General features: G+C 70.4%; 15 protein-coding genes. 10 read left to right on the forward strand and 5 right to left on the reverse strand.

The genetic code is table 11. The features are described 5' to 3' along the window. Positions 1 to 430: 430 nt before the first annotated feature. Together ABZ842_RS14155 and ABZ842_RS14160 are read right to left on the reverse strand one after the other, a co-directional pair. Positions 431 to 1,087: a response regulator transcription factor gene (locus ABZ842_RS14155; protein ID WP_361536644.1), complete on the reverse strand. Its 657-nt coding sequence runs from the start codon at positions 1,085 to 1,087 to the stop codon at positions 431 to 433. Continuing rightward, complete coding sequence (locus ABZ842_RS14160; protein ID WP_361536910.1) at positions 1,084 to 2,223, reverse strand: sensor histidine kinase; 1,140 nt, start codon at positions 2,221 to 2,223, stop codon at positions 1,084 to 1,086. The genes ABZ842_RS14155 and ABZ842_RS14160 overlap by 4 nt, the downstream gene beginning before the upstream one ends. Before the next feature lie 394 nt (positions 2,224 to 2,617). Here ABZ842_RS14160 and ABZ842_RS14165 point away from each other — a divergent pair, with 394 nt between their 5' ends. Together ABZ842_RS14165 and ABZ842_RS14170 are read left to right on the forward strand one after the other, a co-directional pair. Next, the gene (locus ABZ842_RS14165) at positions 2,618 to 3,175 is read left to right on the forward strand and encodes a heme-binding protein (RefSeq protein WP_361536646.1); all 558 of its coding nucleotides are present in this window, start codon (positions 2,618 to 2,620) and stop codon (positions 3,173 to 3,175) included. A 132-nt stretch (positions 3,176 to 3,307) separates the two neighbouring features. Then, positions 3,308 to 4,696: a M1 family metallopeptidase gene (locus ABZ842_RS14170; RefSeq protein ID WP_361536648.1), complete on the forward strand. Its 1,389-nt coding sequence runs from the start codon at positions 3,308 to 3,310 to the stop codon at positions 4,694 to 4,696. Positions 4,697 to 4,753: 57 nt separating this feature from the next. Here the strand turns inward: ABZ842_RS14170 and ABZ842_RS14175 are convergent, their stop codons facing one another. Continuing rightward, positions 4,754 to 5,329, reverse strand: coding sequence for a TerD family protein (locus ABZ842_RS14175; protein WP_361536650.1), 576 nt, complete (start codon positions 5,327 to 5,329; stop codon positions 4,754 to 4,756). A gap of 166 nt (positions 5,330 to 5,495) precedes the next feature. Here ABZ842_RS14175 and arfB point away from each other — a divergent pair, with 166 nt between their 5' ends. Next, positions 5,496 to 5,924, forward strand: a complete 429-nt coding sequence (gene arfB / locus ABZ842_RS14180) for an alternative ribosome rescue aminoacyl-tRNA hydrolase ArfB (RefSeq protein ID WP_361536652.1) — start codon at positions 5,496 to 5,498, stop codon at positions 5,922 to 5,924. 203 nt (positions 5,925 to 6,127) lie between these two features. On the opposite strand, the gene ABZ842_RS14185 is transcribed toward arfB, so the two are convergent. Continuing rightward, positions 6,128 to 6,823: a hypothetical protein gene (locus ABZ842_RS14185; RefSeq protein WP_361536655.1), complete on the reverse strand. Its 696-nt coding sequence runs from the start codon at positions 6,821 to 6,823 to the stop codon at positions 6,128 to 6,130. Positions 6,824 to 7,173: 350 nt separating this feature from the next. Between ABZ842_RS14185 and ABZ842_RS14190 the strand changes: the two genes are divergently transcribed. The 5 genes from ABZ842_RS14190 to tgmC all read left to right on the forward strand — a co-directional run bounded on the left by ABZ842_RS14190 (position 7,174) and on the right by tgmC (position 11,020). Next, positions 7,174 to 8,544 (forward strand): hypothetical protein, encoded by a 1,371-nt coding sequence (locus ABZ842_RS14190; RefSeq protein ID WP_361536657.1) that lies wholly within the window; start codon positions 7,174 to 7,176, stop codon positions 8,542 to 8,544. A 79-nt stretch (positions 8,545 to 8,623) separates the two neighbouring features. Continuing rightward, on the forward strand, positions 8,624 to 8,896 hold the full coding sequence (gene tgmA / locus ABZ842_RS14195) for a putative ATP-grasp-modified RiPP (protein WP_361536659.1): 273 nt from the start codon (positions 8,624 to 8,626) through the stop codon (positions 8,894 to 8,896). Between the two features lies 1 nt (position 8,897). Beyond that, on the forward strand, positions 8,898 to 9,524 hold the full coding sequence (locus tag ABZ842_RS14200; RefSeq protein ID WP_361536661.1) for an MvdC/MvdD family ATP grasp protein: 627 nt from the start codon (positions 8,898 to 8,900) through the stop codon (positions 9,522 to 9,524). Between the two features lie 45 nt (positions 9,525 to 9,569). Next, entirely contained in the window at positions 9,570 to 9,863 is a 294-nt protein-coding gene (locus ABZ842_RS14205) for a hypothetical protein (protein ID WP_361536663.1), read from the forward strand. Next, on the forward strand, positions 9,860 to 11,020 hold the full coding sequence (gene tgmC, locus ABZ842_RS14210; protein WP_361536665.1) for an ATP-grasp peptide maturase system methyltransferase: 1,161 nt from the start codon (positions 9,860 to 9,862) through the stop codon (positions 11,018 to 11,020). Before ABZ842_RS14205 ends, tgmC begins: the two co-directional genes overlap by 4 nt. 120 nt (positions 11,021 to 11,140) lie before the next feature. Here tgmC and ABZ842_RS14215 read toward each other — a convergent pair whose 3' ends face one another. Next, positions 11,141 to 11,974: a MerR family transcriptional regulator gene (locus ABZ842_RS14215; RefSeq protein WP_361536667.1), complete on the reverse strand. Its 834-nt coding sequence runs from the start codon at positions 11,972 to 11,974 to the stop codon at positions 11,141 to 11,143. Positions 11,975 to 12,116: 142 nt separating this feature from the next. On the opposite strand from ABZ842_RS14215, the gene ABZ842_RS14220 reads away from it, so the two are divergent. Beyond that, positions 12,117 to 12,485 carry a hypothetical protein gene (locus ABZ842_RS14220; RefSeq protein ID WP_361536669.1) on the forward strand — a complete coding sequence of 123 codons (369 nt, stop codon included), beginning with the start codon at positions 12,117 to 12,119 and terminating at the stop codon, positions 12,483 to 12,485. A 189-nt stretch (positions 12,486 to 12,674) separates the two neighbouring features. Further along, positions 12,675 to 13,046 carry a hypothetical protein gene (locus tag ABZ842_RS14225; RefSeq protein WP_361536671.1) on the forward strand — a complete coding sequence of 124 codons (372 nt, stop codon included), beginning with the start codon at positions 12,675 to 12,677 and terminating at the stop codon, positions 13,044 to 13,046. The last annotated feature ends 118 nt before the right edge of the window (positions 13,047 to 13,164 follow it).

Consider the following 13,164-nt stretch of genomic DNA (forward strand, 5'->3'; position numbering starts at 1 on the left):
GGTGCCATGCCCCTGCGAGTGCGTGCGCCTTGCCCAGGGCCACCCCGCCGCTGCCCTGCGGGCCGCGCTGGCCTCTGCGGCCCGGTGGTGGGTTGCTCGCGCAGTTCCCCGCGCCCCTGTTTCGCTGCCCCCGATGATCACCTGCGGGCCATCTGTGGTCCCTGCACTTGCCGGCCACCGCAGGCGTATTAGGGGCGGGGGGAACTGCGCGAGCAACCACTTACCGGGCCGCAGGGACCCATGCTCCCGCATGGGAATGGCGGGTGTGTCAGGGGCGCGGGGAACTGCGCGACAAGCCCACCACCGGGCCGCGGAGACCGATGCTCCCGCGAGGGAACGGCGGTCAGGTCAGGTGGCGCTGGGGGGGCGCGCAACCCACCACCAGCCCGCAGGCGGAACGCAACCCGCAGGGAACGGCGCCCCCGCCCGCCTACGGCAACAAGCGGGTTTCTTTGGCGACAGCCACCGCACCCGCCCTCGTGTCCACCCCCAACTTCGCGTAGATCCTCCCCAGGTGCGTCTTCACCGTCGCCTCGCTGATGAACAGCGCCCGCGCGATCTCCCGATTGCCCAGCCCCCGCGCCAGCTGCCCCAGGATGTCCGTCTCCCGTTCCGTCAGGGACGGACGGCCCGCGCCGCGCATGCGGTCCATCACGCGCGTGGCGACCGGCGCCGACAGCGCCGTACGCCCCTGCGCCGCCGAGTGGATCGCGGTGAACAGCTCCTCCGGGCGCTCCGCCTTCAGCAGGTAGCCCGTCGCGCCCGCCTCGATCGCCCGGGTGATGTCCGCGTCCGTGTCGTACGTCGTGAGCACCAGCACGTGCACGTCGTGCGCAGCGTCCGCGTTGGACGCGGCGATCCGGCGCGTCGCCTCCACACCGTCGATGCCCGGGCCGAGCTGGAGGTCCATCAGCACCACGTCCGGCGCCAGCTTCGCCGCCATCGCCACCGCCTCCTCGCCGCTGCCGGCCTCGCCCACCACCTCGATGTCGGGCGCGCTGCCCAGCAGCGCGAGCAGCCCGGCGCGCACGACGGCGTGGTCGTCGCAGAGCAGGATGCGCACAGGGCTCGGACCGGGACTCGTCATGGCTGCTCCAGGGGGATCGCGGCGGACACGACCGTACCTTCGCCGGCCGCTGACTCGATGGTGAGGGACCCGCCGAGCTGCCCCACCCGCGCCCGCATCGCCGCGATGCCGTGGCCCCGGACCCCGGGCGGCACGTCGACGTCGGAGGTGCCGAACCCGCGTCCGTCGTCCGCGACGTCCAGGACGACCTGGTCGTCCAGGTGGCTGAGGGTGAGCGTGGCGCGGGAGGCGTCGGCGTGCTCCCGTACGTTCGCCAGCGCGCCCTGCGCGATCCGCAGCAGCGCCGACTGGACCCGTACGGGCAATGGCACCGGCACCCCGTCCACGTGGCAGCGCACCCGCAGCGCGTCCGACGACTCGCGCGCGGCGAGCGCGTGCAGCGCCTGCGCGAGCCCGCCGCCGGCCGCGAGGTCCGCCGGGGCCAGGTCGTGCACGAAGCGGCGGGCTTCGGCGAGGCTGCGCTCCGCGATGGCCTCGGCCGTACGGACGTGGCCGCGCGCGGTCGTCGCGTCGCTGTCCCAGGTCCGCTCCGCGGCCTGGAGCAGCATCTGCTGGCTCGACAGGCTCTGCGCGAGCGTGTCGTGGATCTCCATCGACAGCCGCTGCCGCTCGGCGAGCGTCCCCTCGCGACGCTCCGTCGCGGCCAGCTCGCGCCGGGTCCGGATCAGGTCGTCCACCAGCGCCTGGAGGCGTTCGGCCTGCCGGCGCATGTGCAGGAAGACGCCGGTCGCGAGCGCGGCGACGGTCGGCGGCAGGAGGAAGAGGTTGGGGTCGAGGCCGTGGCGCAGTTGCCACTCCGCGTACACGACGAGCGCGCTCAGGACGGCGACGAGCGCGATCGCCGCGCCGGTCGGCAGCGTCCGCAGTGCGGTGTAGATCAGCGGTACGGCACACCACGCGAAGCTCGGCGCGAGCAGCACGATGACCACCCAGCACCCGACGACCAGCCCGAAGCGCACCAGCTCGGCGCGGTCGGTGCGGCCGGGGACGCGCGCGGTGAGCCAGGGGCCGGCGAGCTGGAGCAGCGCGAGCGCGGTGCTCAGCGAGATGACCCACGGCAGGCGCGGGCTGCCCGGGTGGTTGAGCACGAACCGCAGCAGCGCGCCGGCGAGCAGTGTCAGGAACGTGACGTTCATCAGCACGTCGAGCCAGCGGTCGTCGCGCCGTGCGCCGCGGTCGGCATCCGAGCTGCGGCGCGTGCCGGCGTCCGCGGTGGTGTGTTCGTTCATGTCCGTGTCCGTCGTCGTTCTCCCGGCGCGGGCGCGCGCATCGTCGGTCGTGCGTGCCGTCGGCCGTGGTGTCTCCCGGCCCGCCTTCCCCGCATCGTGACCCGGCGCGACCGCCCCCGCATCAGCCGATCGGTCGACCCGCGCCTCATCCATCATGCACGCGCCGAGCAGCCGGTACGCCGACGGCCGCACCCCGGTCCCGGCCGAAGAATCGAAGGCAGACCGAGGCACACGGCCATCACGGCCCGCCCGCCCCGCCCTCCGCACGCCACCACCACTGCAACCCAGGAGCTTGAGGACCATGAAGAAGATGTCGACCCGCGCCCGCGTCATCACCGGTGCCGTCGCCGCCGCCGCGCTCAGCGCCGGCACGTTCGGCGCGGTCTCCGCCAGCGCCTCCGCGCCCGCCGCCGAGTCGCGCGCCGCGGTGAAGGCCGACGCCCACAACCGCAACCTCCAGCAGACCACCCACCTGACGGTCGACGCCGCCACCAAGGCCGCGCAGGCCACCCTGGACGCGGCGGAGAAGGCCGGCCAGCGCGTCACGGTCGCCGTCGTCGACCGCAACGGCAACACCATCGTCACGCTGCGCGGCGACGGCGCGGGCCCGCAGTCGTACGAGTCGGCGGAGAAGAAGGCGTTCACCGCGGTGTCCTGGAACGCCCCCACCTCCGAGCTGGTCAAGCGGCTGGAGAGCACCCCGAACCTGAAGGACATCCCCGGCACCCTCTTCCTCGGCGGCGGCGCGCCGGTCCAGGCCAAGGGCGCCCCGATCGCGGGCATCGGCGTCGCGGGCGCGCCGAGCGGTGCGCAGGACGAGGAGTTCGCGAAGGCGGGCGTCGCGGCGCTGTCCCGCTGACCTCACGTCGGACGGGCCGCCGCGGGAGCGTGTCGTTCCCGCGGCGGCCCGTCGGCGTGCTCGGTGGTGCTCCGCCGTGCGCTCCGCGGTGCGTTCCGCCGCGAGCTCCGCGGTGCTCCCTACGATCGCCCCATGCGCCGACTGCCTCGGTTCCTCGTCCCTCTGGTTCCCCTGGCGCTCCTGGTCGGCTGCACCGACGGCGGCGTTTCGGGCGGCGTTTCGGGCACACCGGGCGCGGCCGGCCTGCGGGACCCGCTCTTCCCCCGCCTCGGGAACGGCGGCTACGACGTGCGCCACTACCGGCTCACCCTGGAGTACGACCCGTCCGCCGACCGCCTCTCCGGCTCCGCCGAGATCCTCGCCGACGCCACCCAGGACCTGAGCGCCTTCAACCTCGACCTGCACGGCATGGAGGTGGCGGACGTCACCGTCGACGGCGCGCCCGCCGCCGCCAACCGGGCCGGCGACGAGCTGACCGTACGGCCCCGGGACGAGCTGCGCCGCGGCGCCCCGTTCCGTACGGTCGTGCGTTACGCCGGCACCCCGCGCACCATCACCGACCGCGACGGCGCGGAGGAGGGCTGGCTGCGGACGGCCGCGGGCGGCGTGCTCGCCCTGGGCCAGCCGGCCGGCTCCATGGCGTGGTTCCCCGGCAACCACCACCCCAGCGACAAGGCGACGTACGACGTCGCCGTCACCGTGCCCCGGGACCTGGCCGCGCTGTCCAACGGCGAGTTGGTGCGCGAGACGACGAAGGGAGCCGCGCGGACGTCCGTGTGGCGGTCGACCGCGCCGATGGCGTCGTACCTCGCGACCCTGGTGATCGGCCCGTACGGGACGACGAACGGCCGCACCCGCGACGGGCTGCCGGTGCTGAGCGCCGCGGACCCGACGGTGGCGGCGCGCACCGCGGCCGTCGCGGGCCGCGTCGCGGAGGTGACGGAGTGGGCCGCCGGCCGCTTCGGCCCGTACCCCTTCTCGTCGGTCGGCGCGATCGCCGTACGGGACGGCGCGGCCGGGTACGCGCTGGAGACCCAGAACCGCCCGGTGATCCCGGCCGGCATGTTCGACCTGCGGACCCTCGTCCATGAACTGGCACACCAGTGGTACGGGAACTCGGTGACCCCGGCCAACTGGCGGGACATGTGGCTGAGCGAGGGCTTCGCGACGTACGCGGAGTGGCTGTGGGCGGAGGACCGCGAGGGCACCCCCGCGGACGATTCCTTCGCGGAGGCGTACGAGACGGATGCGAACTGGGCCTTCCCGCCGGCCGCCCCGCCGTCGGCGGAGCACGTCTCGGACGCGCCGGTGTACGGGCGGGGCGCGATGGTGCTGCACCAGGTGCGGCGGGAGGTGGGCGAGGAGAAGTTCCTCGCGCTGCTGAAGGGCTGGCCCGAGCGGCACCGGCACGGGAACGCGTCGACGCGGGACTTCACGTCGTACGCGGAGGAGGTGTCGGGGCGGGACCTGGGGAAGGTGTGGAAGGTGTGGCTGTACGGGACGGGGGGCCGCCCGAGGTGACGGGCCGCCCCCCTGCCCCGTGGGTTCTCGTCGTCAGATCCTCAGATCCTCAGGTCCTCAGAGGTTGACGCCGAAGTCGCGGGCGATGCCCTCAAGGCCGGCGGCGTACCCCTGGCCGACGGCGCGGAACTTCCACTCGGCGCCGTTGCGGTACAGCTCGCCGAAGACCATCGCGGTCTCGACGGCCGCGTCCTCGCTCAGGTCGTAGCGGGCGATCTCGGCGCCGCCGGCCTGGTTGACGATGCGGATGTACGCGTTGCGGACCTGGCCGAAGTTCTGCGAGCGGGAGACCGCGTCGTAGATCGAGACCGGGAAGACGATCTTGTCGACGTCGGCGGGCAGGCCGGCGAGGTTGACGTTGATCTGCTCGTCGTCGCCGCCGCCCTCGCCGGTGCGGTTGTCACCGGTGTGGACGATGGTCTGGTCCGGGGTGGCGCGGTTGTTGAAGAAGACGAAGTGCGCGTCGGAGGCGACCTTGCCGGCGGCGTTCACGCCGATCGCGGAGGCGTCCAGGTCGAAGTCGGTGCCCGTGGTGGTGCGGACGTCCCAACCGAGGCCAACCGTGACGGCGGTGAGGCCCGGCGCCTCCTTGGTGAGCGAGACGTTGCCGCCCTTGGTCAGGCTTACTGCCATTGGGACATCCCCTTAGTGTGCGCGTCTGTGTTCGCGTGTGCGGGCCGGTGGATCCGACCCCTACGGACCGAAACTACCGTCATCCCTTCATAACGTTGCCGGTGCGGTCGTGGGTTCCGGCGAATTCCAGGTGACGCGCGGCGGTCGGCCGGGGGACCATGGACCCATGCCCGGTCCCTACGTCATACGCGGCTCGGTCTCCCTCCCGGAGGCCGAGCTGATGTGGCGTTTCTCCCGCTCCTCGGGCCCCGGCGGCCAACACGTCAACACCAGCGACTCCCAGGTCGAACTCCGCTTCGACCTCGCCTCGACGACGTCCCTCCCCGAGGTCTGGAAGACGCGCGCCCTGGACCGCCTGTCGTCCCGCCTGGTCGACGGCGTCCTCTCCGTCCGCGCCTCGGAACACCGCTCCCAGTGGCGCAACCGCGAAACGGCAGCGACACGCCTGGCCGCCCTCCTCGCGGAAGCGACCGCACCCCCACCGAAGCAACGCCGCCCGACGCGCATCCCGCGGGGCATCAACGAGCGCCGCTTGAGGGAGAAGAAGCAGCGCTCGGAGAGGAAGCGGGGGAGGTCGGGGCGGGACTGGGGGTGACCCCGCGGGTGCGGGGACTACCTGCTCGGGCGCTCCACCCGCGGCATGTGAGAGGGACCACCCCCGCATGCGCGGGGACTACAGGCGCCGACCTGCGACTTCACATGCGGAGACCCTGGTTTTTACCCACTTCCCAAGAATGCGACAAACTGGACTCCTCAGCCCGCTCTCCTGAACACAGAACCTAGCGCACGGCCCGGGCGTCATCGCCTGCTCCAGCTCCCGACCCGTACGCCGTAGTCACGTACGCCATCAATGGCGCACCCAGCATCGGATTCCGCCCGCACCGGGTCGGCGCCGGCCGCGATGCGGCGCATGACCTCCACCTGCCAGGGCCGGGGCAAGAAGGCGATGCGATGGACGAGTTCGGGGCCGTCGATCGTGCGGAGGTCGGCGTAATCGGGTGGCGGTGGCCGCTCCCCGGCTGCGGCGTGCTTGGTCGCCTCGGCGAGGACGTCGCCGAGCGCGGCCGGGCCCGGCAGGAGGCGCCGTCGGTGGCGCTGCATCTGCCGTAGCACGGCCGCTCGCCAGACGACGGGCAGCGCGGCGTACTGCCGTAATGACTCGACGGCGCACGCCACGTCACCGTCCCGCGCCGGATCGGCCTCGGGCCACTGCTCGGCCCGCCCGGGCTCGCAGCGCACGGCGAAGTGCGCGACGTCGACGCAGAGCGCGACGATCTGCGGCCGGTACTCCTCGACCCCGGTACTGAGCGGCCACGCCCTACTGATCCGACGCCCGTCGGCGAGGCACCAGTGCAGCGCGGCACGCTCGTGGTCGGGCAGCGTCTCCCAGACACCGGACGTCGTGAGCGCGTCCCACACCATGACGGGCGCGTCCCCGGCGAGCCCGGCGATGGTGGCCCAGTCGCGCAGCCGCCAGCACGCGAGGACGTCCAAAGCGGTACGTACGGCAGCTAATCTTGATCCCGGGGATTGTTCATCGTTCACGAATTCAAGCCCATTTCTGTTTGTGTGGCCGCGGTGGCTGAGGGGCCGCAACTGTCGGCGGATTCTTCCTGTCCGCCGGCTCCACCCAGTTCACAGCGTTGGGATCTTCCCGGATTACGGGACAGCCCTTAGCCCTCCCGCCTGACGACTCGTTCGCGAAAACCAACGCTGGGTGCCGACTTTGCGGGAAGTGACGGCGAAGTCGTCATCCTTCTCGGGGCGTTCAGTTCGCTATCGTCGAGATTCGGGAGAAGAGGGGGCGACGAACAACTGTGCGCAACGATGCGTTAGCTGCTCACATGACCGCACTGGGGTGGTCTCCCGCCCGCTTGGCACGTGCGGTCAACTCCGTTCTGGGGCCCGATTACGTCGCCCGGACCACCGTGACCGATTGGGTCGCCAAGGGACGTGTTCCTCGCGACCCGTTGCCCACCATCACCGCCCACGTGCTCAGCGAAGCACTCGGCCGCCCCATCGCGCTCGTTGACCTGTGGGGCCCGGGCGTACGCCCCTCCACCTCCTGGGTGCGCGCGGACGACGGTCTGCTACCGCCCGCCGCGCCCGGCGCTACCGTGGAAGCAGCTACTCAGTGGGTTATCCACGATGGGGGCGACATGGAGCGCAGGACATTTCTGGCCGTCAGCGGCGCGGCACTCACGAGCACGGGCCTCAGTTCGATCCCCACACGGGCAAGTGCCGAGCCGACCAAGCCCATTCGCGGCCCGGCCGTTACGGAAGCCGTTGTCGACGTGATCGCCGCCACCGTCGATGCGGTTCGGCAACTTGACGACGCCGCGGGGGGCAACCGGTCTTCTCTCCACCATGCCCACCGGCAATTCACCCTGGTCGCCGAGTACGTGCGCAACGGTCGTTTCACGACAACTGCCGTCCGTGATCGGGCGATCAATTTGTGGGGGCAACTGGCGCAAACCGCGGGGTGGATGGCCATGGATGCCGGATTGCACGGTCTGGCGCAGCGCTATTTCAGCACCGGACTGGCTGCCGCCCACGATTCCGGTGATCCTGCATTAGCCTCCCACCTTCACGGGTGCCTCACCTACCAGGCCGTCACCTTGGGCCGCTTCCGCGACGCCGTCAGTCTGGCGAACGCTGGCATCGACGCCGCATCAGCCGCACCGCCCGCCGCACGAGCCCTCGCCGCCGCCCGTCATGCACACGCGCACGCCGCTCTCGGCGACGTTCATGGAATGCGGCAGTCGACCGAAGAGGCGCATCGCCACCTGGACCACACCGAAGCGCTTGAGAGCCGACCTCCCTGGCTGTACTGGCTCACCGACCTCAACGTCGTTACCGGCCAGACCCTCATCACCGCCGCCTTCGCGGAGGCGCCGGGGGCTCCGCGCCTCTTGGACGAAGCCGACCCGCTGATCACCCCCTGGTTGGGTACCCACGCCGAGCGCACCGAGGACCGGGACGCCCTTCTTCACGGGGCGTGGCTCGCCCGCTCTTACCTCCGGCGGCACGACCTCGAACAGACGATCGCCACGGCCGACTCGCTGGTGCAGTACGCGTCCACCGTCCGCTCCAGACAGGTCGAAGCGGCCCTCCGCGGCCTCGAACTCGATCTGGCCCAGCGCCCGGATCTTCGTCATCACCAGAAGGCCCTCGACCTACGAAAGCGTCTCAAGACCGTTGCCTTCCCAGAGTGAATGTGCCAGCGATCGGAGGGCTGGGGAACTGAACGTGGAACCGTGACAATTTCCCTGCGAGTCATCAAGGAGATCCAATATGGAAATCGCGACTCAGCCATGGGGGGTGAGGCGCCTTGCGCCGTACCCGACCAGTGTTGCACTGCCCTTCGCCCGAGCCGAAATCGATCCTGAAACGCAGGCGGCAGTTTATTTTGATGCGTCTGGGCGGCGCGTTGACATGGGGGAGGGCGGCAAGCACGGCACGAACAGGGCCACAGCGTCCCAGACTGCGACCGGGGCCGACGGTGGTGGTCCGCAACCGCCGAAGCCGGCGGACACGGACGCACTCGAAGACCACGTACCGGACTGACATGCCGGACTCGCCAACGGTCCTCGTGATCACCTCGCTGGAGGATGTCACAACGGATCTAGTGCTGAACGAGCTGTACGGCCGGGGTGTTCCGGTCGTACGGCTTGACCCGGCGGTGGACTTTCCCGATCTCGCGAGCATCAGCGCGCAGATCGAAGGAGCACGGCTTGCAGGCGATCTGACCACTCCGACCAGACGTCTGGACCTTTCTGCGGTGCGATCCGTCTACTGGCGTCGCCCGTCCCCCTACGGAGACACGAGTCGAGTCACCTCGCCAGAGCAAAAGTTCGCCGTTGAGCAGTGCCGAGCCGGCTATACGGGGATCTTGACGGCACTGCCCGCGCTGCACGTCAACGACCTCTTCCGGAACCGTGCTGCTGACTACAAACCTGCTCAGCTCACGACCGCGGCCCGATGCGGGTTCACGGTACCCAAGAGCATCGTGACGAACGCCCCTGCTGAAGCAAGGAAGTTCGTTGCCGCACACGGGGCCGTCATCTACAAACCTGTGCACGGCGTGCACTTGACCGACGAGAAGGGGCGGAGCCGGACTGTTTGGACCAGTCTCGTTGGTGTCCATGAACTCGACGACTCCATCGCGCTGTGTCCTCACCTGTTCCAGACTTGAGTACCCAAAGTCGCTGGCATCCGCCTCGCCGCGGTTGGCGACCACATGTTCGCCACGCGAATCGACAAAGAAGGCGACCATCTGGACTGGCGCTATGACCAACGGTTGATCACCTTTTCCCCGGTTCCGATACTTCCAGCGATCCGTGCATCGGTTCGGTCCTACCTTCATGCGTTCGATTTGGTGTTCGGGGCATTCGACTTCGCCCTCGACACCGCCGGCAGATGGTGGTTCCTCGAATGCAACCCCAACGGCCAGTGGGCATTCGTTGATCGACCCACCACACAGGCCATCGCGACAGCGCTCGCTGACACCCTCCAGAAGGGCACCACCGCATGACCACGTCCACCGCCGCCAGGGCTCTGCGCCGACAGCTCGTCCAGCACCTCGTGGACGAAGACGTCCTGCACGATCCCGAGGTGCGGCGCGCCGGCGAGACCGTCCCTCGGGAAGTCTTCCTGGGCCCCGCGATCTACCGGCCCAGCCCGCCGCCGGGTGTCACCGTGTGGACGCCCACCCGTCGCGTCGACACACCGTTGGACGAGTGGCTACGGCTCACGTACGAGAACACGACCTGGGTGACGCAACTCGACGGCGTCCTGGCGGAGGAAGCGACCAGTCCAGTGACCGGCGGCACCCCGACGTCCTCTTCCACACTGCCCGGGCTCGTCCTGTGGATGATCGAGCAGGCCGGCATCACCGCAGGAAAGCGCGTACTCGTCATCGGTGCCGGCACGGGTCTGTCGACCGCGTACATCTGCGAGGTCGCGGGCCAAGGCAACACCACCGCGGTCGAGACCGACCCCGTCGCCGCGGAGCGTGCCCGCAAGGCGCTCGCCGAGGCCGGATACGGTCCGAACCTGATCACCGGGGACGGGCTGCTCGGATACGCGGCGGGCGCGCCGTACGACGTCGTGATCGCGTTCTGCTCCATGCGGCACGTTCCCTACGGGCTGCTGCGGCAGGTGAGGGAAGGCGGGACCCTGCTCGTCACGCTCGCAGGGTGGGGGTTCGGCCACGGTCTGGTACGTCTCACCGCTGACGCGACCGGCGGAGCCGAGGGCCGGTTCCTGCCCGGCTACACCTCGTTCATGATGGCCCGTCCTCACGACCGTCCGCCCCACGGACCCGTGGAACTGCTCCCCGGCGACGAGCGTCCGAGCCGGATCGACCCCGCCTCGGTGGACGACTGGTCCGCCCGCTTCGTCGCCCAACTCGCCACCCCCTCCGCCGAACGGCTCGGCGTGGGTGCCGAACAGATCCTGCTGGACGTCGCCACGGGATCACAGGCCCGCACCCGACCGGACGGGAACGGAGGATGGACCGTCACGGAACGCGGCCCGCTGCGGCTCTGGAGCGCCGTTGAGGACGCCATTGCCACGTGGCAGCGCGCCGGCGCTCCGCACCTGTCGTCGTTCGGCATCACGATCAAGCAGGACGCCCAACGGGTCTGGATCGGGACCGCGGAGGGGCCGGGGTGGAACCTGCCTGTTTAGCAGTGCGCGTGGTGGGCCCCTCGTGGAGACGAGCGCGCCCAGTCCTGCCGCTCCGCGTCGATCACGGGACCTACCCCCGCATGCGCGGGGACAAGGTCAACCTGATCTGCGACCACCCGGTTACTCATCGGCCGAGTAGAGCAGTTCGATGACCCGCTCCTCGTACCGGAGGCGGGCCGGGGAGAAGTCGTACGGCATCTTGCCGATGGCGTCCATCGCGCTCATCCGCGACTCGCCTTCCTCCTCGTCGGTGGGCTCGTCCTCCTGGTCCAGGAGGGCGTCCAGGGACTCGTCCACGCCGGACTCGTCGGCGGCGGCTGTCAGGGCCGTCTCGTGGGCGCACCGTTGGGCGGCCAGGTCTTCGATGCGGGGGTCGTCGGGGGACACGGTGTCGTCCAGGGCCGTCTCGGCTTCGGTCAGGCGGTCTTCCTCGGCGCGTAGTTCGGGGTGGGTGGCCAGGGTGATGAACCGGGTGGCCTGGGCGGCGGCGCCCAGGGGGCCGAAGATGCGCTCGGTGACCAGGAGGGCGTCGAGGTCGGTGGAGCGCAGGGCTCCGGGGGGCAGGTCGAGCAGGCGGCTGCTGACCAGTGGTGAGAGCAGGCCCAGGGGGCTGCCCACCTCGCGGAGGCGGTGCACGGTCGCCCGTTGGGCTTCGATGGCGGCTGCCCTGGAGGCGAGGGAGTCCTCCAGCCGGGCCAGGGACTGCTCGATGCCGGTGGCGCCCTCGAAGCCGGCCCGGATGTCGTCCAGGGAAACACCCGCATCGGTCATCTTGCGGATCCACAGCAGGCGGATCATGTCGTCGTATCCGTAGCGGCGGCGGTCGTCACTGCCGCGTTCCGGCTCGGGGAGGAGTCCGATGGCGTGGTAGTGGCGGATGGCGCGGGGGGTGGTCCCGGCGAACGCGGCGGCATCGCCGATCTTGACCCGGCGGGGAATCGCAGGAAGGGGCATGCGGGGGAACCTCTCGACGTCGTGCTCGCCGCCCACTGGACCACATGCCGCTACGACACGTGCAAGCCGTGCTGCCGTGGGCGCGCCCGGCACCCCGCGCTGCCGGATCACCGTTGTCAGTGCCGGGTGGCAGGCTGCGCCCATGAGTTACGACCTTGCTGTCTGGGAAGGCGAGCGGCCCGCGGATGACGCCGCCGCGGGTCAGCGCTTCGACGAGCTGTACGAGGAGTACGTCGCCGCGGACGGGCCCGACGTTCCGCCGACGAAGCAGATCGCGGCCTTCGTCGCCGCGCTGTTGGAGCGGTGGCCCGACCTCACCGAAGACGAGGACGACGTCTCGCCGTGGTCGAGCGGACCGCTCATCGACGAGGCGAGCGGCCCGCTGATCTACTTCCCGATCCGCTGGAGCATGGTGGAGGAGGCGTCCGTCCACATAGCGGGGGTGGCGTCGTCGATGGGCCTCAACTGCTATGACCCGCAGGGGCAGTGCCTCTGGCCCGCGATGCGGTGATGCTGCGTACGGGGGCTCGCGGGGCGTGGGCGTCATGTTGCTGAACCGCTTGGATCGACCATACTGAAAGAGGTATGCGACCAGGGCGCCAGCCGCTGCATGCGACGAAAAGCGGCCCCTCGATCGAGTCGAATCGGTGCAGCTCTCCCTTGCAGTGGTTGAGGCCACGACTGCGAAGGAGTTCACGCCATGGCCGACATCTTCTTCGGCAACCCGGACAATCCCATCGTGCCGAGTTCGGCGATCATCCACGAATCCGATTCGTTCCAAGTCCAGTGGAGCGCGGTCAACCGCAGCGGCGTCGACGTCGGCGCCTTCACGGACCGGCTCGTCGTCACGAGCATCCCGGAAGGCTGCCCCGGCAGTGACGACGCCGAACATCCGGTGGTCTTCGACCGCACCTTTGACGAGCCGGCACTGGGGCCCGGCCAAGAAGCTCCGTTGCAGAACCCGACCGTAGGCCCCTTCGCGGCGGGTGCCTACCGGCTGACGGTGACGCTCGCCAACGACACCGGAGCTGGAGACTCAACGTTCAACTGCATCGACATCCAACCTGCTTAGGAGCGGATGCTCAGGAGCGGATGAGGTGGGTGGGTTTCGGACGGCGCGGGCCCCCACCTGCCAGAACCTAGCGCCCTCGCCCCGCGCCCGCATCAGACGATCGGATGACACCGGCGTC

This window comes from Streptomyces sp. NPDC047315, from assembly GCF_040643215.1.
GTDB lineage: Bacteria > Actinomycetota > Actinomycetes > Streptomycetales > Streptomycetaceae > Streptomyces.